This is a genomic window from Kitasatospora sp. NBC_01266 (genome assembly GCF_036242395.1).
Lineage (GTDB): Bacteria > Actinomycetota > Actinomycetes > Streptomycetales > Streptomycetaceae > Kitasatospora.
In genome coordinates this window covers 7,665,503-7,686,242 of record NZ_CP108458.1, presented here as the reverse complement: position 1 = coordinate 7,686,242, position 20,740 = coordinate 7,665,503, and the positions used below count along the sequence as shown (strand labels likewise).

Annotated in this window: 17 protein-coding genes and 1 riboswitch; of the genes, 11 read left to right on the top strand and 6 right to left on the bottom strand. The window is 74.0% G+C overall.

The window, feature by feature from the left end; genetic code table 11:
- Positions 1-318 precede the first annotated feature (318 nt).
- Entirely contained in the window at positions 319-744 is a 426-nt protein-coding gene (locus OG403_RS32980) for a PPOX class F420-dependent oxidoreductase (protein ID WP_329570919.1), read from the bottom strand.
- Positions 745-999: 255 nt separating this feature from the next.
- A riboswitch (cyclic di-AMP (ydaO/yuaA leader) is annotated at positions 1,000-1,162 on the top strand.
- 2 nt (positions 1,163-1,164) lie between these two features.
- On the opposite strand from OG403_RS32980, the gene OG403_RS32975 reads away from it, so the two are divergent.
- From OG403_RS32975 to OG403_RS32955, 5 genes are all read left to right on the top strand, one after another.
- Complete coding sequence (locus tag OG403_RS32975; RefSeq protein WP_329570917.1) at positions 1,165-2,163, top strand: transglycosylase family protein; 999 nt, start codon at positions 1,165-1,167, stop codon at positions 2,161-2,163.
- A gap of 69 nt (positions 2,164-2,232) precedes the next feature.
- Positions 2,233-2,655, top strand: a complete 423-nt coding sequence (locus OG403_RS32970; RefSeq protein WP_329570915.1) for a YchJ family protein — start codon at positions 2,233-2,235, stop codon at positions 2,653-2,655.
- Positions 2,656-2,686: 31 nt separating this feature from the next.
- Complete coding sequence (locus OG403_RS32965) at positions 2,687-3,172, top strand: NUDIX hydrolase (protein WP_329570914.1); 486 nt, start codon at positions 2,687-2,689, stop codon at positions 3,170-3,172.
- 98 nt (positions 3,173-3,270) lie between these two features.
- Complete coding sequence (locus tag OG403_RS32960) at positions 3,271-4,203, top strand: DMT family transporter (RefSeq protein WP_442911023.1); 933 nt, start codon at positions 3,271-3,273, stop codon at positions 4,201-4,203.
- A 68-nt stretch (positions 4,204-4,271) separates the two neighbouring features.
- Complete coding sequence (locus OG403_RS32955; protein ID WP_329570912.1) at positions 4,272-5,123, top strand: isocitrate lyase/PEP mutase family protein; 852 nt, start codon at positions 4,272-4,274, stop codon at positions 5,121-5,123.
- 7 nt (positions 5,124-5,130) lie between these two features.
- Here OG403_RS32955 and OG403_RS32950 read toward each other — a convergent pair whose 3' ends face one another.
- The gene (locus OG403_RS32950) at positions 5,131-6,219 is read right to left on the bottom strand and encodes a serine hydrolase domain-containing protein (protein WP_329570910.1); all 1,089 of its coding nucleotides are present in this window, start codon (positions 6,217-6,219) and stop codon (positions 5,131-5,133) included.
- A gap of 54 nt (positions 6,220-6,273) precedes the next feature.
- Positions 6,274-6,816, bottom strand: coding sequence for an MOSC domain-containing protein (locus OG403_RS32945; protein WP_329570908.1), 543 nt, complete (start codon positions 6,814-6,816; stop codon positions 6,274-6,276).
- Between the two features lie 78 nt (positions 6,817-6,894).
- On the opposite strand from OG403_RS32945, the gene OG403_RS32940 reads away from it, so the two are divergent.
- The 3 genes from OG403_RS32940 (at position 6,895) to OG403_RS32930 (ending at position 10,974) form a co-directional block, all read left to right on the top strand.
- A complete protein-coding gene (locus tag OG403_RS32940) occupies positions 6,895-8,367 on the top strand; it encodes an MFS transporter (RefSeq protein ID WP_329570906.1) in 1,473 nt (490 codons plus the stop codon).
- A gap of 107 nt (positions 8,368-8,474) precedes the next feature.
- Complete coding sequence (locus OG403_RS32935) at positions 8,475-10,058, top strand: outer membrane protein assembly factor BamB family protein (protein ID WP_329570904.1); 1,584 nt, start codon at positions 8,475-8,477, stop codon at positions 10,056-10,058.
- A gap of 124 nt (positions 10,059-10,182) precedes the next feature.
- A complete protein-coding gene (locus tag OG403_RS32930; RefSeq protein ID WP_329572688.1) occupies positions 10,183-10,974 on the top strand; it encodes a HEAT repeat domain-containing protein in 792 nt (263 codons plus the stop codon).
- An 86-nt stretch (positions 10,975-11,060) separates the two neighbouring features.
- Here OG403_RS32930 and OG403_RS32925 read toward each other — a convergent pair whose 3' ends face one another.
- On the bottom strand, positions 11,061-12,377 hold the full coding sequence (locus tag OG403_RS32925) for a helix-turn-helix transcriptional regulator (RefSeq protein ID WP_329570902.1): 1,317 nt from the start codon (positions 12,375-12,377) through the stop codon (positions 11,061-11,063).
- A 171-nt stretch (positions 12,378-12,548) separates the two neighbouring features.
- On the opposite strand from OG403_RS32925, the gene OG403_RS32920 reads away from it, so the two are divergent.
- The 3 genes from OG403_RS32920 to OG403_RS32910 all read left to right on the top strand — a co-directional run bounded on the left by OG403_RS32920 (position 12,549) and on the right by OG403_RS32910 (position 18,079).
- Positions 12,549-12,776, top strand: coding sequence for a hypothetical protein (locus OG403_RS32920; RefSeq protein ID WP_329570900.1), 228 nt, complete (start codon positions 12,549-12,551; stop codon positions 12,774-12,776).
- 425 nt (positions 12,777-13,201) lie between these two features.
- A complete protein-coding gene (gene lanKC, locus OG403_RS32915; protein WP_329570898.1) occupies positions 13,202-15,826 on the top strand; it encodes a class III lanthionine synthetase LanKC in 2,625 nt (874 codons plus the stop codon).
- A gap of 87 nt (positions 15,827-15,913) precedes the next feature.
- A complete protein-coding gene (locus tag OG403_RS32910) occupies positions 15,914-18,079 on the top strand; it encodes an elongation factor G-like protein EF-G2 (protein WP_329570896.1) in 2,166 nt (721 codons plus the stop codon).
- Positions 18,080-18,086: 7 nt separating this feature from the next.
- Here OG403_RS32910 and OG403_RS32905 read toward each other — a convergent pair whose 3' ends face one another.
- Positions 18,087-19,706, bottom strand: coding sequence for an AMP-binding protein (locus OG403_RS32905; RefSeq protein WP_329570895.1), 1,620 nt, complete (start codon positions 19,704-19,706; stop codon positions 18,087-18,089).
- A 107-nt stretch (positions 19,707-19,813) separates the two neighbouring features.
- On the bottom strand, positions 19,814-20,719 hold the full coding sequence (locus OG403_RS32900) for an Fpg/Nei family DNA glycosylase (RefSeq protein ID WP_329570893.1): 906 nt from the start codon (positions 20,717-20,719) through the stop codon (positions 19,814-19,816).
- Positions 20,720-20,740 lie beyond the last annotated feature (21 nt).

Below are 20,740 nucleotides of genomic sequence, written 5' to 3'. Positions count from 1 at the left end.
GTGCGCCCGCCGATCCCGATCGGGGCGCGTGCCCCTATGGTGCGGCGGTGCGCGGCGCGGTGTCCGCCGATCGGGCAAACCCGCCGGACCGGGCGGCGCCGAACTCCCTTGCGCCGCCCGGCCGTCCGGGGTTGCGGCCGAGACTAGGGGCTGTCGTCAAACCCCCTTCTGCTCGGCGACGCCATGCACGCACTCTCGCCGCACCGGGCACAGGCCCAAGTACGTCCAGTACGAGGGCCTGCGCCCGGCACGCCGAGAGCACGCACCTGACGCCGCCAAGCCGCCCTGCGGGCGACGAAGGGGGTTTGACGACAGCCCCTAGGGGGTCTGGCCGTACAGGTGCTCGACGTGCAGCTTGACCACCAGCCGGCGATCGCGCACCATCGCGGCGCGGTAGTCGTCCCAATCCGGGTGCTCGCCTTGCAGCGTGCGGTAGAGGTCGACCAACTCCTCGACGGCGGCGTCGTCCTGCGCGGCGGCCACCGGTGTCAACTCGGCCGTGCCCTCGGCCACCGCCCAGGTCCAGTAGTCCGGGCTGGTCGCGTACAGGCTCGCGCGCGGGTCGCGGGCCAGGTTCTTCGCCTTCACCCGGTCGGCGGTGATCGAGACCCGGATCAGCTCCCGGGCCGGGTCGTAGGCGTAGAGGACGTTGGAGAGCTGCGGCCTCCCGTCCCGCTTCAGCGTCACCAGGACGCCCGTGCGCTGGGCGGCGAACAGTTCGCGGATCTTGACTTCGTCGGCCATCGGCCTCTCCTTACCAACTGATCGGCTGTTCCGGCTCCCAACCTAGCCGCCCAGGGGCGCGGGCTCCGGCGACAGTCGCGGGCATTCGGGGGCACGTTCCCGGTACGGACCATCGCCTGGCTGCCGTGATTCGCGTGTGATGTGTGCGATGCGGGGTTGTTATCGAGGTGATGATCCGTCTAGTCTCCCCAGCAGCCCGCCACCGCGCGGGTGCCCGGACGCGGTACGCCGAGTCCTGCCCAACGCGCTCCCGGGACCACGACCACACCTCTGGGCAGGGGCGGGGGACCCAGGATTCAATGCCGTCCCCGTACGGCTCGGGGTGAAGCCGTCCGCCGGACCCGTCCGCGCGAACGGCCGGGCCACCTCCCGGTCCGAACCCGACAGCTCACCTCGCAGGCGTGCGGAGAGGGATCTTCCATGGGCATATCCGGCGTCTTCTTCGGTCCGGGCCGCCACCGCCGCCCGACCCAGACCGACCGCGCGGTGACCGCCGCGACCGTGGCCGGCGCGGGTCTGGCCCTGCCGCTGCTCACCGCGACCGGCGCGCACGCCGCCCCGGCCGCCACCTGGGACGCGGTGGCCCAGTGCGAGACCGGCGGCAACTGGAGCGCCGACACCGGCGACGGGTACTACGGCGGGCTGCACTTCACCCAGCAGAGCTGGGTCGCCTACGGCGGCGACCAGTACGGCGCGGTGGCCTCGCACGCGACCGAGGCGCAGCAGATCGCGGTGGCCGAGCGGCTGCTGGCCGACCAGGGGCCGGGCGTCTGGGGGAACTGCGCGACGGTGGCCGGGCTGACGGCCCCGGCGGCGACGCCCACGGCGCCCACGACGTCGGCACCCACCAACCCGACCGGGACGACCACGACCACGCCCGCACCCCCTGCGTCGCCCGTACCGCCGTCCTCGCCCACCGGCACGACACCCACCGGCACGGCACCCACCCCCACCACGCCCACCGGCACGACGCCCGCGCCGGTGACCGGCACGCCGACCGCGCCCGGCAGCACGCCGACGACGGCAGCGCCGAGCCAGGCCCCGAGCACCCCGGCCGCGCCGAGCACCGCCCCCACCGCCCCCACGGCGAGCCCCGCCCCGCAGGCGCCCACCACCCCGGCGGCCCCCGCTCCCACCACCACCCCCACCATCGGCGCGGCGCCGACGGTGGGCCAGAGCACCACTCCCCCGGTCGCAACCGCCCCCGTGCCGAGCGCGCCGACCACCCCCGCCGCACCCGGCACGCCGGCCCCGACCCCCGCCGGCCAGGGCTACACCGTCCAGAGCGGTGACAACCTCTGGGACATCGCCCAGAGCCACCACCTCGACAACTGGCAGCAGCTCTACCAGGACAACCTCGGCACGGTCGGCACCAACCCCAACCTGATCTACCCCGGTCAGCAGCTCCAGCTGCCCTGACGGCCCGTCGGCCCGGCGCCACCCGGCGGCCGGGCCCGGGGCAACCCCGGGGTCCGTCAGAATGGACCCATGTCACGACGCCCCACCCGCCCCCGCCCGACCGCCGCGCCGACCAGTTGCCCGTGCGGCCTGCCCGCGAGCTACGCCGACTGCTGCGGTCGGCTGCACCGCGGCCTGGCCCAGGCCGGCACCGCCGAACAGCTGATGCGCTCACGGTTCAGCGCCTTCGTGGTCGAGGACGCCGCGTACCTGCTGCGCAGCTGGCACCCGCGGACCCGGCCGCCGGCCGTCGACTTCGATCCGGGACTGCGCTGGCAGCGGCTGGAGATCCTGGGCAGCACCGAGGGCGGCCCGTTCCACCAGGCGGGCGAGGTGGAGTTCGTCGCCCACTACCAGGAGCAGGGTCACGCCGGCGCCATGCGGGAGAAGAGCCGCTTCGTCCGCCACGAGGGCGCCTGGGTCTACCTCGACGGCGTGGTCGAGACCGACTGACCCGACCCGCACAACCGCTTGGAGGAACGCGGTGCCCGACCTGCCGCTCGCCGACCATCTGCGTACCCTCCCGCACGGGGTCCTGTTCGCCGCCGTGCACTTCACCGATGCCGACGGCAACCCGCTGCTGCTGAAGTCGGTCTACGACCCGGAGGTCTGGCAGTTCGCGGGCGGCAACCTGGAGTTCGGTGACGATCCGTGGCAGGCCGCCCGCCGGGAGGTGCTGGAGGAGACCGGGTTGACGCTGCCCGAGCACCCGGTCCCGCCGCTGCTCGCGCTGCTCTTCGTCGGCCCCTCGGGGGGCTGGCCGTTCAAGATCGGCGTGGTCTTCGACGGCGGCCCGCTCGACGCGGCGCAGCTGGCCGGGCTGCGGCTCGACCCCGCCGAGCACACCGAGTTCGCGGTCCGCCCGCTCGCCGCCTGGCGCCAGGAGCTGCGGCCGGCCCGGCTGGCTCTGGTCGAGGCGGTCGCCGAAGCCCGCCGCACCGGCCGCGCCGCCTACCTCCAACTGCCGTAGCGTCCCTGATGCTCCGACGGCCCGAGCGGCCGGCACCCCGGGCGGCCGCGCGCCTTATTGCCTGGCCGCCCCGTCAGCACCGGGCTAGCTTGGCCCGCATGGACCAGAGTGCCCCCTCCGCAGCCGCCGCCCCCGTCGCTCCCGCCGCCACCCACACCCGGATCGACCCCGGACTCACCAACCCCAAGGCGGTGGCCGCGGCCACCGTCTCCGTACTGCTCTGGGCCTCGGCCTTCGTGGCGATCCGCTCGGCCGCCCCGCACTACGGCCCGGGTGCGCTCGCGCTGGGCCGGCTGGCGGTCGGCTCGGTCGCTCTCCTGACCAGCTGGGCGCTACGGCGCGAGGGTCTGCCGCCGCGAGCCGCCTGGCCGGGCATCGCGCTCTCCGGAGTGCTCTGGTTCGGCCTCTACATGATCACGATCAACTGGGGCGAGCAGAAGGTCGACGCCGGCACGGCGGCCATGGTGGTCAACGTCGGCCCGATGCTGGTCGCGCTGTTCGGCGGTTGGCTGCTGCGTGAGGGGTTCCCACGGCGGCTGATGGCCGGCATGGCCGTCTCGTTCGCGGGCGCGGTGGTGGTGGGCCTCGCGCAGTCGGGCGGCAAGGGCTCGCCGCTGCTGGGCGTGCTGCTCTGCCTGGGCGCCGCCCTGCTCTACGCGGCCGGCGTGGTGACCCAGAAGCCCGCGCTGCGGCACGCGACGCCGCTGCAGGCCACCGCCTTCGGCTGCCTGATCGGCATGGTGCTCTGCCTTCCGTTCTCCGGGCAGTTGGCCACCCAGCTCGGCCACGCGCCGCTGTCGGCCACGCTCGACCTGGTCTACCTCGGCCTATTCCCCACCGCGCTCGCCTTCAGCACCTGGGCCTACGCGCTCGCCCGCACCACCGCGGGCCGGATGGGCGCCACCACCTACGCCGTCCCGGCGTTGGTGGTGCTGATGTCCTGGGCGATCCTCGGCGAGGTGCCGGCCGTGCTGAGCCTGCTCGGTGGCTGCCTCTGCCTGGGCGGCGTCGCCCTCTCCCGCCGGCGCTGACCCCGCATCACCCGACCCGCCATCACCAGCCGCCATCACCACCCGCCATCACCAGAGGAGTCTCCGCCATGCCCCTGCCGATCACCCCTGACGAGCAGCGCCGCCGCGCACACGCCTTCCGCGAGCTGCACACCGGCCCCGGCGCCTTCGTCATCGCCAACGCCTGGGACGCGGGCACCGCACGCCTGCTCGGCTCCCTGGGCTTCGCCGCGCTGGCCACCACCAGCGCCGGGCTGGCCTTCGCGCTCGGCCGGGCCGACGCCGCGAACCTGGTCAGCCGCGAGGAGGCGCTGGCCAACGCCCGCGCGATCGTCGCCGCCACCGATCTTCCGGTCTCCGCCGACCTGGAGAACGGCTTCGGCACGAGCGAGGCCGCCGTGGCCGAGACGATCCGACTGGCCGCCGCGACCGGCCTGGTCGGCGGCTCGATCGAGGACGCCACCGGCGACCCGGCCGACCCCGTCTACCCCTTCGACCTGGCCGTGGACCGGGTCCGGGCCGCCGTGGCGGCAGCCGCCGAACTCGACTTCCCGTTCACCGTCACCGCCCGCGCCGAGAACTTCCTGCACGGCCGCCCCGACCTGGACGACACCGTGCGCCGCCTGCGGGCCTTCGAGGCCGCCGGCGCCGACGTGCTGTTCGCCCCCGGGCTGCCCGACGCCGAGGCGGTCCGCACCGTCTGCGCCGCCGTCAGCAAGCCGGTCAACGTGATCGCCGCCGGCCCGATCGCCGCGCTGACGATCGATCAACTCACCGAACTGGGCGCCCGCCGGATCAGCGTCGGCTCGGCCTTCGCCCGACTCGCCCTGGCCGCCGCCCAACGCTCCGCCGCCGAGATCCTGAGCGCCGGCTGCTTCACCTCCTTCGCCGCAGCGATGCCGATGCCTGAGGCCAACAAGCTGATGAGCCAAGAGCTCTGACGCTTCCTCAACTCTTCGGAGGAACGGCTCCCGGGCGGCGTCCCGGGGCCGGCGGGCCGAAGACCAGGCGCCGAAAGGCATTGCGGAGGTCGGCGATGGGCTGCCGGTCGCGGCTGTAGTAGACCTTGTTGGTCAGCAGGGTCGCCCAGCGGCCCCGGCTCGGCGCGATCCAGATCGCGGTACCGGTGAAGCCGTAGTGCGCCCAGATGTCGTCGGCGGGGTCGGTGCCGGGCGCGGGGTGCCAGAACAGGCCGCGACTCGGCTCCAGTCGGCCGGTCTGCACGGTCAGCGACTCAGCCGTCCAGGCGGCGCCGAAGCCCACCCGGGCGGGCGCGGTCGCCGGGTCGAGCAGGTGGCGCAGGAACCGGCCGAGGTCCTCGGCGGTCGAGAAGACACCGGCGATGCCGCAGACGCCACCGAGCAGCCGCGCGGAGGGGTCGTGCACGGTGCCCTGGAAGCGGACGCCGGTGTCCTGGTCGCGCTCGGTGGGCGCGCAGCGGGCCGCCAGGCCGGCGGGCAACGGGCCGAACCGGGTGGCTTCCAGGCCCAGCGGCTCCCAGATCCGGGCGGTCACGAGCCGGTCGAGCGCCTCGCCGCAGAGGTGTTCGGCGAGGTGGCCGAGGATCAGGGCGGCCCGGTCGGTGTACTCGACCGCTTCGCCGGGCGGGCGGTGCAGGGCCTCGCGCAGGACGCCCACCCGGATGGCCGCCGGGTCGGTGCCGTAGCGCTCCTTCAGCCGGGCGTGCAGTGGGACGCCCGCCGTGTGGGTGAGCAGGTGGCGCGCGGTGACCTGGCCGAGGGGGTACCCGGCGACATCGGGCCAGTAGCCGCCGAGCGGCTCGTCGAGCGGGAGCCGGCCGGCTTCCCAGAGGCTGCCGACGGTGGGCCAGACCGCCAGGATCTTGGTGAGGCTGGCGACGTCGAAGAGGGTGTCCCCGCGCATCGGCGCCCCGGGCCGGGCGGGGTCGGGCAGGCCGGCGGTGCCCATCGCCTCGGTGCCGGCGGCGTCACCCACGGCCCAGACGGCGCCGGGGAAGACCCGGTCGTGGACGCCGCCCTCGAGCAACTCCCGGATACCGCCGGTGCCGATTGCCATAGTCTCCCCGCTCGTCGTGGACGTGCCGCGGTGCGCGGCGCCCCGCCCGTTCGCTCAGACCCGGTCCAGCACCCGGTGCGGACCCGGCGGCAGTTCGACGTCGACCGGGTCACCCGGCCGTATGCCACCGCCCGTCAGGACGATCCCCATGATCCCGGCCTTGCGAACCAGGGCGCCCGATTCGTCGCGGTGGGCCACGAGTTTGAGCAGCCCGTCCTGGAAGTGCTCGATCTGCGAGCAGGGGTTGCGCAGCCCGGTGACCTCCACCACCACCCGATCGCCGATCCGCAGCAGCGCGCCGACCGGCAGGCCGAGCAGGTCGACACCGCTGGTGGTGATGTTCTCGCCGAGGTCGCCGGGTGCCACCAGGTGTCCCTGCCGGGCGAGTTCGGCGAAGAGCTCCTGGTGGATCAGGTGGACCTGCCGCAGGTTCGGCTGTGTGGGGTCCTGCCTGACGCGTGACCGGTGCTTGACCGTCTCCCCCGCGTGGATGTCGCCTTCGACGCCGAGCCCGGCGAGCAGCGTGATCTGCTCGCGGTTCGGCTTGGTGAACGCATACGTGCTGTTGCGGCTGACCGCCGTGACCGTCCCACCCATGCGCTCAGCATACGACCGGCCCATCGCCGACCCGAGTAGGTTGCGTTTCCAAACTTACTACGGCTAGCGTGCCGTCGCATGCAGAAAGTTGGAAATTCAAATCCTCCACAGCGGGCCACCGGCTCCCGGGGCGTCTTCCTGGTCGTGGCCGCCGCCGTCTTCGTCTCCAACCTCGACCTCTTCATCGTCAACGTCGCGCTCCCCGCGATGAACCAGCACTTCCACGGCAGCAGCCTCGCCTCGCTCTCCTGGGTGCTGAACGGCTACGCGATCGTCTTCGCCGCGCTGCTGGTGCCGGCCGGGCGGCTGGCCGACCGGGTCGGGCACCAGGGCGCCTTCCTGGTCGGACTCGGCCTCTTCACGCTCTCCTCGGCGCTCTGCGCGCTCGCGCCGGGGGTCTGGTGGCTGGTCGGCGCCCGGCTGCTGCAGGCGGTGGGCGCCGCGCTGCTGATGCCCACCTCGCTCGCGCTGCTGCTGGACTCCACTGCGCCGGACAGGCGGCCGGGCGCGGTGCGGGCCTGGGCCTCGATCGGCGGCATCGCGGCCGGACTCGGGCCGGTGCTCGGCGGGCTGCTGGTGGAGGCCGACTGGCGCTGGGTCTTCCTGGTCAACCTGCCGGTCGGACTGGCCGCGCTGGTGGCCGGCCGCAAGGTGCTGCCCAGGCTGCGCGGCCGGGCCGGGGAACCCTGGCCCGACCTGGCCGGCGTGCTGCTGCTGATCGCCGCGATCGGGCTGCTGGCGATCGGCCTGGTCAAGTCGGACAGCTGGGGCTGGAGTTCGGCCCGGGTGCTCGGCGCACTGGCGGCCGCCGTGCTGCTGGCCGGCGGCTTCCTGCGCAGGTCGGCCCGGCACCCGGCCCCGGTGGTCGAGCTGCCGCTGCTGCGGGTCCCGGTCTTCGCCGCCGCCAACGCGACCGCGCTGCTCTTCACCGTGGCCTTCGCCGGCATGCTGCTGACCTCGGTGCTCTGGTGCCAGCAGGTCTGGGGCTACTCGGCACTGCGCACCGGCCTCGCCGTCGCACCCGGCCCGCTGCTGGTGCCGCCGATCACGCTGGGCGCGGGACCGCTGCTGCGCCGGCTGGGGCACGGACGGCTGGCGGCGCTGGGGCTGCTGCTGTTCACCGCCGGGATCGTCTGGTGGGCGGCGGCCGTGGCGACCACACCCGGGTACGCGGGCGAGCTGCTGCCCGGGATGCTGCTCACCGGCGCGGGGGTCGGCCTGACCCTGCCGACGCTGATCGGGGCCGCGGCCGCCGCCCTGCCACCCACCAGGTTCGCCACCGGCTCGGCGGTCACCACGATGGGACGGCAGATCGGCGCGGTGGTCGGCGTGGCCGTGGTGGTGAGCCTGCTCGGCACCCCGCACTCCGCCGGGCAGGCGCTGGACGCGTTCCGGCACGCCTGGCTCGCGATCATCGTGGCGACCGTACTGGCCCTGCTCGCCGCGCTGGCACTGGCGGCCGCGCAGCGCAGGAACGCGAGCACCGCGCCCAGCGTGATCGGCGGCACCAGCAGCGGGCCGGGTGCGGCGGCGGCGAGCTCGCGCCACTGACCTCCGTGCCGAGCAGTGCCGCCGGAAAGCGGCACTGAATCCGCCCTGACGAGCCGTCCGGCCACCCCCTATGATCCATGATCACCAAGAACTCGGGGGGATTCACCGTGAAATCACGGCTCGTCAGATCACTGCTGTCCGGCAACACCCTGCTCGCGCTGCTGGGCGGAGCGACCGCTCTGCTCGCGGCCGAGTACGTCTACCTGGCCTTCGACACCCTCACCTTCGACGACAACGCGGCCTGCGGCAGCGACGCGCAGATCGGCTGCCCGTCAGGAGGCTGGACGACGGCGCTGCTCGCGGTCCTGTTCGGGATCGTGGCCATCGCCTCCTTCAGCATTCTCGCCGCGCGGCTGCGCACCCCCCGGGACGGCGTCGGCGCCGGCTGGCCGCACAGCCGGTGGACGCGGCTGACCGCGGGCGTGCTCGGCGCGGCGCTGGCCTACTCCCCCGGCTACTCCGCCTTCCTGGAGCTGCGCGGTCCGGTGCCCGTACAGCCCATGGCGGCCTCCTGGAGCGTCACCGCGAATGATCCGCCCAGCGTGGGCACCTCCGCCGCCTGGCCGAACGGCTCCACCGTCGTCCGGGTCCGCCAGGACGGCTTCGCCGCCGCCTACCGGACCGCCGACGGGACCCAGGCCTGGTCGGCCACCGCCCCCGAGCGGACCATGGTGTGCGCGGCCGCCGACCAACCCGCCGCCGGCATCGGCCTGCTCGGCTACCAGCGCACCGGCGGCACCTGCACCACCGTCGTCGCGATCGACCTGACCACCGGGCACACCCTCTGGCAGCACGAGGACCCGTCGGCCAACTGGTCGGACATCGACACCATCGCCCTCACCGACGGACTCGCGGTGCTCCGCACGCCCGCCGGTGTCCAGGCGCTGGACCCGCGCACCGGGCAGCCGCGCTGGCTGCACCCGTCGGACTCCGGCTGCGCGCCGACCGCCGTGGCCGCCGACGCGAACCAGGTGGCCGCGGTGGAGTACTGCGCCGACCCGAAGAACGACGAACTCGGGCGGGCGGCCCTGGTCACGCTGGCGCCGCAGGACGGCACCCAGCGCTGGCAGTCCGCCCTCCCCACCGAGACGCCGCTCGACACGGTCGGGTTCGTCTCCGTCGACCCGCTGGTCCTGGCGGTCGACGAGCACGACACCCGGGGCACGCACGCCCTGCTCTCCTTCACCGCCGACGGCAAGTCCCTCGCCACCATCCCCACCACCGCCCCGAGCACGGTGATCGCCACCCTGCCCAGCACCGACTCGCACGGCCTCGGCAGCGCCGCGGTCTACCCGGTCGTGGTGGCGGGCAACACCGTGATCTGCGAGGCCGCCACGCCGGACGACGACGTCGCGCACGACCTGGTCGGGTACTCCCGCACGGACGGGCACCAGCTCTGGGCACGCCAACTGAACGGCGATCTGGCCGGGCTGACGGAGACCGACGGCGGTCCGATGGCGATCGAGTACTTCGAGGTGCCGCCGGGCAAGGGCGGCACCGTCAAGTACTACGCCGAGACAGAGCGGGTCGACCCGGTCACCGGCGCCGCCTCGACGCAGACCGTCTACACCAAGGCGGCGGAGTCCGGGCAGGGCTGGTTCGGCGCTGTCGGGGGCCGCTACGTCCTGGTCAACGCGTCCGGCACCGCCACCGCCGGCCTACCCGCGGTGCTCGCCTTCCCCGTCCGCTGACCGCAAGCACCGTGGGCACCGTGGGCACCGTGGGCACCGTAAGCACGCCGAGCACCGGCGAGCACCGCCGGGAAAACGGCGCGACCGCCCACTCGTTGATCCTCTAGCATGCCAACTCATGGTCATGTTCGTGCACTTGACGCCATCGGCGAACGCGCCGCGGATCCGGCGGTCCGGGATCCGCGCCGTGAGCCACGGCCAGGGCGGCGCGCGGGGCGTCTACTGCTTCCCGGTGCTGCCCTCGTACACCCTCACCCACCAGTGGCTGCGCGAGCTGGCCCGGTTCGGCGGCCGGGGCGGGCTGGTGGCCGTCCACGCCCGGCTGGACGACGCGCAGCCGGTGCTGGTCGGCCGCTACGCCGACCGGGCGCGGAACGCCCAGGTCACCGTGCCCGCGGCGGAGGCGGTGCGGCGGATCGCGGCACTGGCGGACCCGCGCGGCTGGGAGGTGTTCGTGCCCCGGGCGATCCGGCCGGCCGAACTGCACCGGGTCCGCGCCGCACCGCAGGTGGTGGGCTGGCGGTACGTCCCGGACGCGCACGGCACGCGGCCCTGCACCTGCTACGGCTGCCGGGTGCGCGGCGGATACGGCTCGCGGCGCTTGCTGGAGCGGTTGCCGCATCCGCTGGACGGCCCACCGCCGCCGGTGCGGGTGCTGCTGGAGCGGGTCGCGGCGGCCGGTGACCCCGGAGACGCGGCCACGCTGCGGGAGGCGCTGCACTGGTTCGCGATGCGCCGCCGGGGCCCGCTCGCTCAGCTGGCCCGCCTGGCCGCCCACCCCGACCCCGCGGTGCGGGAGGAGCTGGTGTCGGCGGTCGGCCGCTGGTCCACCCCGGGCGTCGCCGAGTTGCTGGACGGCCTGGCGGACGACCCGCACCCGGACGTCCGGGAGGCGGTGGAGCTCGTCCGCGCCTAAGTGTCCGACGGATCCTGTCGGCGAGCAGGCCGGACTTTCGTGTCGCGCCAAGCCCCGCCGTGGCGGTTTCGCCGCTTTCGCCGGTTTCACCGCTCGAACGGCGGCCGGGCCACCGGCATTTCGTCGCGCGGACGCGCGATTTCGTCACGCTCGGCAGCGCCGTCCCGCCGACGGGCCCGATAGGCGCGCGAGCGGCATCGCGACGAGCAGTAGCGGGCGGGGCGACCCACGGGTCCGGCCACCGGCAGCGGCCGGCCACAGCCGGGGCAGCTGCGGTCCGGCCCGGCGGCAGCGGGGGCGGGGGCCGGCACTGGCTCCGGAGCCGCCGGCTGACTCTGCGGCAGGTCGGCGTCGGCGGGCAGGCTGCTCGGCGTGGTCAGCCCGTGCCGCTCGGCGATGACGCCGGCTTGGAAACGGCTGTGCGCGCCAAGGGATTCCAGCAGTTCGGAGACGTGGCGCCGACAGGTGCGCAGCGAGATCCCCACCCGCCGGGCGATGGCCTCGTCCTTGAGGCCCTTGGCGAGCAGCACCAGGATGTGCTGCTTGAGCGTCTGGGAGATCTCGTGGGCCATCCGGGGGCCGGTGGCGTACGGGGTGGCGCTCTCCCAGTCGCGTTCGAACGTCGTGATCAGGTAGCTGAGCAGGGCCGGCTCGCGGATCACCAGGGCGCCGCCGTCCCGCGCCCGCAGGAAGGCGGTCTCGGCGTCGACAATGATGATCTTGGGTAGCACCTCGGTCTGGGTGCGAATCCGGGCGCCCGCGTCGATCAGCCGCAGCGCGTGGGCCCGGGTGGCCGGGTCGAATCGGGTGGCGTGCTGGTACAGGCTGCGCATGGAGACACCACGCCCCAGCAGTTCGAGGTCCCGGGGCAGCGCCTCTTCCAGCGAACTGGGCGAGAAGGCGCCACCGTGCTTGGAGATGAGGATCTCGGTGCGACAGGCGCTGACCGTGTCGTCGAGCAGCGCGCGAACGGCGAACTTGTCCGGCACCAGGTCGATCATGCCCTGCGGATAGGTCTGCTGACGGCCTTGCAGGTAGAGGGGCATCAGCGCGGCGTAGCCCTCGCGGCTGCTGCGCACCCGCTCCCGCCGGTCACGCAGGTCCGCCTCCAGGGCACGCAGTTCGGCGTCCTGGCCGGAGAGGACTTCGACGGCGGCCACCTGCGGGCTGACCGCCGCCCAGCCCAGCCGGCCCTGGCCGACGGCGGTGGACTGGAACAGCCTTGAACCGACCAGGCGTTCGGCCGCGGTGCGGCAGTCCCGCTCGGTCAGCGCGAGCTCGGCGGCGGCTCGGGCCAGCATGGCGGGGTTCAGCACGCCGTGGAGCAGCGTCCAGCGGTACAGCGCGAGCGCGTCCTCGTCGATGCCCAGCAGGCCCGGTTCGTCCGTGTTGTGCGTACCCACAGCTTGCCTCCTGAACATGCACGGCACACAGATGAGTCACCTGGCCCCTCGCAGACCCGGGGCCCTGGATGACATTGTCGTCACACGGCACCGCAGGGGCGGCCGGGATCGACGAATCCGGCGCACCGCGCACACGCGCTTCGCGGTGCCGTTCGCCTGGGAGGATCGGTCATGCGCAGCAAAGTCACACGTGCCCTCGTCAGTCTTGGGGTCGGGCTCGCCATCGCCGTCGGCGCCGTCTCGGCCGCGGGCAGCACGCCCGCGCCCCAGGCACCCGTGATCGGCGGGAGCGTCCTGCGCACGAACCCCCTGTGCCCGCCCGGGATGGCCAGGAACCCGGGCACCACGACCACGGCCTGGGACGACGACTGCTACTACTCCACCCCGCCCAACTCCTGAACTCCCCCGAGGTTTCGTCCGGGGGAGGGAGCGGCGGGTGCCATCCGCCGCTGGTTGGGTGGTTGTGGGCCCGACCCCGGACCGTGTGCACCTCGGGCGCCGATCAGCGCGCCCGCACTTCATGACGATCCGTCAAGTACCGCCGCCTGCCCCGCAGGCGCGCCACGCACCGCACGCCGCACGCCTGAGCGCCGTGCCGCCGGCCATCACTCGCCGGCCGTACACCGCCACGGCCCCGCGCATCCCCCGGGCGCCGCGCGCCAACACCCCCGCGCGCCAACACCCCCGCGCGCCACCGCTCCCGCGCACCGCCGCTCCCGCGCACCGCCGGCCAGGGGTGGTCTCAGGCAGCCACGAGCATCGCCAGCAGCCGCGCCAACCGCATCCGGTCGTCGTGCGCCGACCGACCATGCCTGGAGAGTCCCGTGCCGGTAGTCAACCACCGCGCCTACTGCCCACCCGGCCAGCTGTTCTACGACCACCCCGCTCCGGACGCGCCGGCACCGCTGTTCCCGGCCACCGGCCTTCCCGTGCCGTCGGGTTGGAGCCGGCGGCAGACCGGGACCTCGCTGCGGCTGAGCCCCACCGACGACACCCTGCCCGACCAGGGCTGGCAGATCCACGTCACCGCGCGGACCGGCGACGCGGCCGAAGTCATCGGCCTGGTACGGGAGTACTGCCTGCGGAACATGCTGGCCGTCAAGTTCCTGCGCAGCCCCGGGATCCACCACAGCATGAACGGCAAGTACGCCCCGTACGGCGCCGGCGGCGAGCTCATGACGCTCTACCCCACCGACGACACCGCCTTGCACCGGACCCTGCGAGAACTGGACGCGCTGCTCGCCGGCCGCACCGGGCCCTATCTTCTCGGTGACCTCAGGTGGCGGGAAGGACCGTTGTACCTGCGCTACGGCGCCTTCACCCACCGCGAATGCCTGGACGGCGACGGAACGCTGGTCCCCGCGATCGCCCGCCCCGACGGCGTCCTGGTCCCCGACGAGCGAAGCCCGGGGTTCCAGGTACCCCCGTGGGCACCGGTGCCGGACTTCATCGCCCGGCAGATCGCCGCCCGGTGCGAGGCCGGGGAGGAGACCGCTTTCCCGTACACCGTCGAGAAGGCCCTGCACTGTTCGAACAGCGGCGGCAGCTACCTGGCCCGGCAGCACGGCACCGACCGGCGGGTCGTGCTGCGTGAGGCCAGAGTGCTGGCCGGCCTGGACGGATCGGGTGCCGACGCGGTGACCCGCCTGCACCGCGAGGCCGCGGCGCTGCGACACCTGGCCCATCTCGACGGCGTGCCAGCCCTGTTCGACACCTTCACCGCCTGGGAGCACCACTTCCTGGCCGAGGAGTACATCGCGGGCAGCACCCTCCAGCAGTACCTGGCGCTGCACAACCCGATGGCCGCCGGCGGGGCCGGACCGGATGAACGGCGGCAGTACACCGACCGGATCCTGCGCATCCTGGACCAGGTCGAACAGATCATCGCCGACATCCACGCGGCGGGCCTGGTCTTCGGAGACCTCGGTCCGCACAGCATCATCATCCGCCCGGACGGCCGGGTCGCCCTGGTCGACTTCGAGGCCTGCCACCGGCCCAAGACCGACGACCCGGCGCCGACCATCGGAACCCCCGGCTTCGTCAGCGCCCACGCCACGGGCTACGACCGCGACCGGTACGCGCTCGACTGCCTGCGGCTGTCACTGTTCCTGCCGCTGACCACACTGCTGGAGCTGGATCCCGCCCGGGCCGGCCAACTGACCGCGGCGATGGCCGGCTACTTCCCGGTCCCCGCCACGTTCACGGCCCGACTCACCGCGGCCCTGACGCCCCCCGGCGTCCAAGTGCGCACGGACCGCGCCGTCGCGGACCTGTTCGCCGGGGCCGCGCTCGACCCGGCCGGCGGCGACGGCCGCAAGCTGGCCGCCGCGCTGGTCCGGGCGATCGAGGCCAGCGCCACCCCGCAGCGCGCCGACCGGCTCTTCCCCGGCGACCCGACCGCGCTGCGCGACGGCGGCCACACGCTGGCCCACGGCGCGGCCGGGGTGCTGTACGCGCTGGCCGCCACCGGCCACGAGAGCGACCCCGACCACCACGACTGGCTCTTCCGGGCCACCTGCCGGGCACCGAGACCGCGGCCGGGCCTGTACGACGGACTCCTCGGCGCCGCCCACTGCCTGCACCTGCTGGGCCGCACCGACCAGGCCCTGTCCGTCCTGGACCGGGCCGTCGAGCTCTGTGACGGGCCGCTGACCGTCGGCCTCTACGACGGCCTGGCCGGGATCGGGCTCGGTCTGCGCCACTTCGCCCGGTCGCTGGACGAGCCCCGGCTGCACACCCGGGTCCAGGAGATCGCGGAGCGCCTGGCCCGCGCGGTGGGCGCGACCACCGCCTCCCCCGCCGGCCGCGCCGGTCTGATGCACGGCTGGAGCGGACCGGCGCTCTTCTTCCTGCGGCTGTACGACGACAGCGCCGACCCCGGCCACCTGCAGCGGGCCGGCCGGGCGCTGCGGCTCGACCTCGACCACTGCACGGCCGGCGGGGACGCCCTGCAGCTCAATGACGGCCGACACCTGCTGCCCTATCTGGGCACCGGCAGCCTCGGCATCGCCGTCGCCCTCGCCGACTACCTCCGCTACCGTCCCGACGAAGCCCTCGCCGCCACCCTGGACGCCCTGCACGCCGCCGCCGACGTGGGCTTCACCCCGCAGAGCGGCCTGCTGGCCGGCCGCGCCGGCCTGGCCGCCGCACTCGGCCACAACCGGGCGGCCCGGCGCGACCCGCGGCTGGCCCCGGCGCTCAGCGGGCACTTGCGGGACCTGGCCTGGTACGCGCTGGAGTACGCCGACGGCATCGCTCTGACCGGTGATCAGAACCTGCGCCTCTCCATGGACCTCACCACCGGGACCGCCGGCCTGCTGCACACCCTGGGCACCCTCGCCGGCCGGTTGCCGGTGCTGCCCCTACTCGAACCCGGATCGCCGCCCGGGAGCGGCCGGTGCGAGCGCGCCCCGCAAGCTGCCCGCCAGCGGCCCGCGGCGCCCCGTTAGGCCCTGTGCCACCTCCCGGTGGACCCCGGCCTGACCCGGTGGAAAGCTCGAAGGACGAGCTTTCCCGTGCGTCCGAGGAGCACCGGCATGTCCGAGCGAGCATCATCCCGGGCCGGTGCGGCCGGGCAGGTCACCGCCGTCGATCGGCCCGAGCAGGTGCGCAACGTCGTCCTGGTCGGCGTCAGCGGGGCCGGCAAGACCACGCTGACCGAGTCGCTGGCGCTGGCCGCCGGGGAGCTGACCCGGGCCGGGCGGGTGAGCGAGGGCAGCACCGTCTCCGACCACGAGGAGATCGAGCACCAGCAGCAGCGTTCGGTGCGGCTCGCCCTGGTGCCGGTCGGCTGGCGGGACGTCAAGATCAACCTGCTCGACCCGCCGGGCCACGCCGACTTCGCGGGCGAGCTGCGGGCCGCGTTGCGGGCGGCCGACGCGGCCGTCTTCGTGATCTCCGCGACCGAGCCGGTCGGCGGACCGGTGCTGGCGCTCTGGCGGGAGTGCGCGGCACTCGGTCTGCCCCGGGCCATCGCGGTCACCCATATGGATGCGGCGCGGGCCGACTTCGACGAGGTGCTGAGGAGCTGTCAGGAGGCCTTCGGCGCCGATCACCCGGAGTCGGTGCCACCGCTGGACCTGCCGGTGCGCAGCGACGGCCAGGTGCGCGGCACGGTGGAGCTGATCTCGGGCCGGATCCACGGGCGGCCACCGGCGCAGGGCCAGGCGGACTCGGCCGCGCGGACCGGTCCGGCGCGGGAGCGGCTGGTGGAGGCGATCGCGGGCGAGGACGACGAGCTGCTGGAGCGCTACCTCGGCGGCGAGACGCTGGACGAGGGCTCGCTCACCCGGGGGCTGCGCGGCGCGGTGCTGCACGACGCGATCCATCCGGTGCTGCCGATCACCGAGGACGGCACCGGCGCGGTCGACCTGCTCGACCTGATCGTCTCCGCCTTCCCGGCCCCGACCGACCGCCCGCTGCCCGAGCGCGTCGACCCGGGCAGCGCGGGCAACGGCTCCACCGGCCCCGACGCCGAGCTGACCGGCGACCCGGCCGGCCCGCTGGTCGCCCAGGTGATCCAGAACACCGGCGACCAGTACGTCGGCCGGCTGAGCCTGGTGCGGGTCTTCTCCGGCACCCTGCACCCGGACAGCCCGCTGCACGTGGCCGGCCCCGGTGGCCCGGCGGCGGACGAGGACGCCGGCGGGTCCGGGCACCAGGCCGCCGACGAGCGGATCGCCGGCCTGACCAGCCCGTTCGGCAAGCAGCAGCGCCCGGTCCCGCACGCGGTGGCGGGCGACCTGGTCTGCGTCGGCAAGCTGACCGCCGCCCGGGTCGGCGACACCCTCTCCGACCCGGCCGACCCGGTGGTGCTCACCCGCTGGGACCTGCCGGAGCCGCTGCTGCCGATCGCGATCGAGGCCCGCAGCCGCAGCGACGAGGACAAGCTGGCCCAGGGCCTGTCCCGGCTGGCCGCACAGGACCCGACCGTCCGGGTCGAGCAGAACCCGGCCACCCGCCAGCTGGTGCTCTGGTGCACCGGCGAGGCGCACGCCGGGGTGCTGCTGCACCAGCTGGGCGAGCAGTTCGGCGTCCAGGTCGAGCAGGTCGAGTACCAGGCGGCGCTGCGCGAGACCTTCGGCGGGGCCGCCACCGGGCACGGCCGGCTGGTCAAGCAGTCCGGCGGGCACGGGCAGTACGCGATCTGCGAGCTGCTGGTCGAGCCGCTGCCCGGCGGCAGCGGCTTCGAGTTCGTCGACAAGGTGGTCGGCGGCGCGGTGCCCCGGCACTTCATCCCCTCGGTGGAGAAGGGGGTCCGGGCCCAGCTGGAGCACGGCGTGGGCCACGGCTACCCGCTGGTGGACGTCCGGGTCACGCTGGTGGACGGCAAGGCGCACTCGGTGGACTCCTCGGACACCGCCTTCCAGTCGGCGGGCGCGCTGGCGCTGCGCGACGCCGCGACCCAGACCACCGTGCGACTGCTGGAGCCGGTGGCCCTGGTCGGCGTGCTGGTCCCGGACGAGTACCTGGGCTCGGTGCTGAGCGACCTGTCGGTGCGCCGCGCACGCGTCCTGGGCACCGAGCCGGCCGGGCCCGGGCAGAGTCTGCTGCATGCCGAGGTGCCCGAGCTGGAGCTGGCCCGCTACGCCGTGGACCTGCGCTCGCTCTCGCACGGCACCGGCTCCTTCACCCGGTCCCCGCTGCGCTACGACCCGATGCCCGCCGCACTGGCCGAGCGGATCGCCAAAGCGCGGACCTGACGCGGCCTCAGCCCGCCCGGCCCAGCAGCCGCACCGCCTCCTCGCGCATCTCCACCTTGCGCACCTTGCCGGTCACCGTCATCGGGAAGGCGTCCGTCAGGTGCACGTACCGGGGGATCTTGTAGTGCGCCAGGCGGCCGGTGCAGTAGGCCCGCAGCGCCTCGGCGGTCAGCTCGGGGGCGCCGGTCCGCAACCTGATCCAGGCCATCAGCTCCTCGCCGTACTTCTCGTCCGGCACCCCGATCACCTGGGCGTCCAGCACGTCGGGGTGGGTGAGCAGGAACTCCTCGATCTCCCGGGGGTAGATGTTCTCGCCGCCCCGGATCACCAGGTCCTTGATCCGCCCGGTGATCGCCAGGAAGCCGTCCTGGTCCATCACCGCGAGGTCGCCGGTGTGCATCCAGCCCTCGGTGTCGACGGCCTCGGCGGTGCGCTCGGGCTCGGCCCAGTAGCCGATCATCACCGAGTAGCCCCGGGTGCAGAGTTCACCGGGCAGGCCGCGCTCGACGGTGGCGCCGGTGGCCGGGTCGACCACCTTGACCTCCAGGCGCGGGCCGACCCGGCCGACGGTGGAGATCCGCTGCTCGAAGCTGTCCTCGCGACGGGTCTGGGTGGAGACCGGTGAGGTCTCGGTCATGCCGTAGCAGATCGACACGTCGCGCATGTTCATCTTCTCGATCACCTGCCGCATCACCTCGGCCGGGCAGGGCGAGCCGGCCATGATGCCGGTGCGCAGCGAGCTCAGGTCGTGGTCGGCGAAGCCCGGGTCGTTGAGTTCGGCGATGAACATGGTCGGCACACCGTAGAGCGAGGTGCAGCGTTCGGCGGCGACGGCGGCGAGCGTGGCGGCCGGGTCGAAGGTCGCGGCCGGGATGACCACGCAGGCGCCGTGCGAGGTGGCGGCCAGATTGCCCATCACCATGCCGAAGCAGTGGTAGAAGGGCACCGGGACGCAGATCCGGTCCTGCTCGGTGTAGTCGCACAACTCGCCGACGAAGTAACCGTTGTTGAGGATGTTGCGGTGCGACAGGGTGGCGCCCTTGGGGAAGCCGGTGGTGCCCGAGGTGTACTGGATGTTGATCGGATCGTCCGGGCCCAGCTCGGCCGCGAGAGCCGCCAGCACCGCCGGGTCGCCCGCCCGCCCGGCGCCGAGCAGTTCGTCCCAGGACTCCTCGCCGATCAGCACCACCGCGCGCAGGTCGGGGCAGTTGGGCCGGGCCGCCGTCAGCATCGCCGCGTACTCGGAGGTCTTGTAGGCGGGCATCGCCACCACCACGCCGATCCCGGACTGGCGCAGCACGTACTCCAGTTCGTGGGTGCGGTAGGCCGGGTTGATGTTCACCAGGATCGCGCCGATCCGGGCGGTCGCGTACTGCAGCAGCACCCACTCCGCGCAGTTCGGCGACCAGATGCCGACCCGGTCGCCGCTCCGCACATCCAGTGCGAGCAGCCCGTGCGCCACCACGTCCACGTCGGCGGCGAACTGACGGTACGTCCAGCGCCGCCCGCTCGGGACGTCGACCAGCGCCTCGCGCTCGCCGAAGGCGGCCACCGTGCGGGCCAGGTTGGCGCCGATGGTCTCGGTCAGCAGAGGGGCGTCGGTGGCACCGTGGGCATGGCTGAGCATCGGCAGCTCCGTAACGGGTGAGGGCGGGGAACCGGGAAGCGAGGCTGCCATACCTCGCCGCGACGCGCCATATCCCCTGAGTTACGACTTCAGCAGGCGAGGACCTGCTACTTGAGCAGCCGGGAGAGCCGCCGGTCGGCCAGCGGCTTGCCGCCCGTCTGGCAGGTCGGGCAGTACTGCAGCGCCGAGTCGGCGAAGGAGACCTCGCGGATGGTGTCCCCGCAGACCGGGCAGGGCTGACCGGCCTTGCCGTGCACCCGCAGGCCGGTCTTCTTCTCCGCCTTCAGCTCCCCCGCCGCCAGCCCGCGCGAGCGCTCGACGGCGTCCCGCAGGGTGTCGCCGATCGCCCGGTACAGGGTCTCGGTCTGCGGCTCGGTGAGCTTGGCCGCCAGCAGGTACGGGGACATCTTCGCGACGTGCAGGATCTCGTCCGAGTAAGCGTTGCCGATGCCCGCCAGCACGCTCTGGTCGCGCAGCACGCCCTTGAGCTGCCGGCGCTCGCCGGCCAGCAGCCGGCGCAGCGCCGCGAGGGTGAAGGCGGGGTCCAGCGGATCGGGGCCGAGGCGGGCGACGCCGGGCACCTCGGCCGGGTCGGCGACCACCGAGACCGCCAGGCCCTTCTTGGTGCCGGCCTCGGTCAGGTCGAAGCCGACACCGGGTTGCTCCTCCCGGTCGGCGGCCGGGGCGGGCTCGGCCAGCCGGACCCGCAGCGCCAGCGGACCCTTGCCGGGGTGCGGCGGTTCGGCGGACAGCCGGCGCTGCCAGCGCAGCCAGCCGGCCCGGGCCAGGTGGATCACCAGGTGCAGGTCGGCGGGCGGGCCGCCGGCGGTGATCACCAGGAACTTGCCGCGCCGCCCGACCCCCGTGACGGTGCGCCCCTCCAGCGCGGTGACCGGTGGGTCGTAGGTCTTGAGCACATTGACGGCGACCGGGTAGACCCGGTCGATCTCGCGGCCGACCAGCTGATCCGCCAGGAAGGCACTGAGCGCTTCGACTTCGGGCAATTCCGGCATACCACCCAGTCTGCCGCCGGA

Bases quoted from the DNA above. Each gene is read 5' to 3' on its own strand.
- OG403_RS32930 (WP_329572688.1), top strand. From the start codon at position 10,183: ATGTTCGTGCACTTGACGCCATCGGCGAACGCGCCGCGGATCCGGCGG.
- OG403_RS32940 (WP_329570906.1), top strand. From the start codon at position 6,895: ATGCAGAAAGTTGGAAATTCAAATCCTCCACAGCGGGCCACCGGCTCC.
- OG403_RS32905 (WP_329570895.1), bottom strand. From the start codon at position 19,706: ATGCTCAGCCATGCCCACGGTGCCACCGACGCCCCTCTGCTGACCGAG.
- OG403_RS32950 (WP_329570910.1), bottom strand. From the start codon at position 6,219: ATGGCAATCGGCACCGGCGGTATCCGGGAGTTGCTCGAGGGCGGCGTC.
- OG403_RS32945 (WP_329570908.1), bottom strand. From the start codon at position 6,816: ATGGGTGGGACGGTCACGGCGGTCAGCCGCAACAGCACGTATGCGTTC.
- OG403_RS32975 (WP_329570917.1), top strand. From the start codon at position 1,165: ATGGGCATATCCGGCGTCTTCTTCGGTCCGGGCCGCCACCGCCGCCCG.
- OG403_RS32910 (WP_329570896.1), top strand. From the start codon at position 15,914: ATGTCCGAGCGAGCATCATCCCGGGCCGGTGCGGCCGGGCAGGTCACC.
- OG403_RS32970 (WP_329570915.1), top strand. From the start codon at position 2,233: ATGTCACGACGCCCCACCCGCCCCCGCCCGACCGCCGCGCCGACCAGT.
- OG403_RS32960 (WP_442911023.1), top strand. From the start codon at position 3,271: ATGGACCAGAGTGCCCCCTCCGCAGCCGCCGCCCCCGTCGCTCCCGCC.
- OG403_RS32955 (WP_329570912.1), top strand. From the start codon at position 4,272: ATGCCCCTGCCGATCACCCCTGACGAGCAGCGCCGCCGCGCACACGCC.
- OG403_RS32900 (WP_329570893.1), bottom strand. From the start codon at position 20,719: ATGCCGGAATTGCCCGAAGTCGAAGCGCTCAGTGCCTTCCTGGCGGAT.
- OG403_RS32980 (WP_329570919.1), bottom strand. From the start codon at position 744: ATGGCCGACGAAGTCAAGATCCGCGAACTGTTCGCCGCCCAGCGCACG.
- OG403_RS32920 (WP_329570900.1), top strand. From the start codon at position 12,549: ATGCGCAGCAAAGTCACACGTGCCCTCGTCAGTCTTGGGGTCGGGCTC.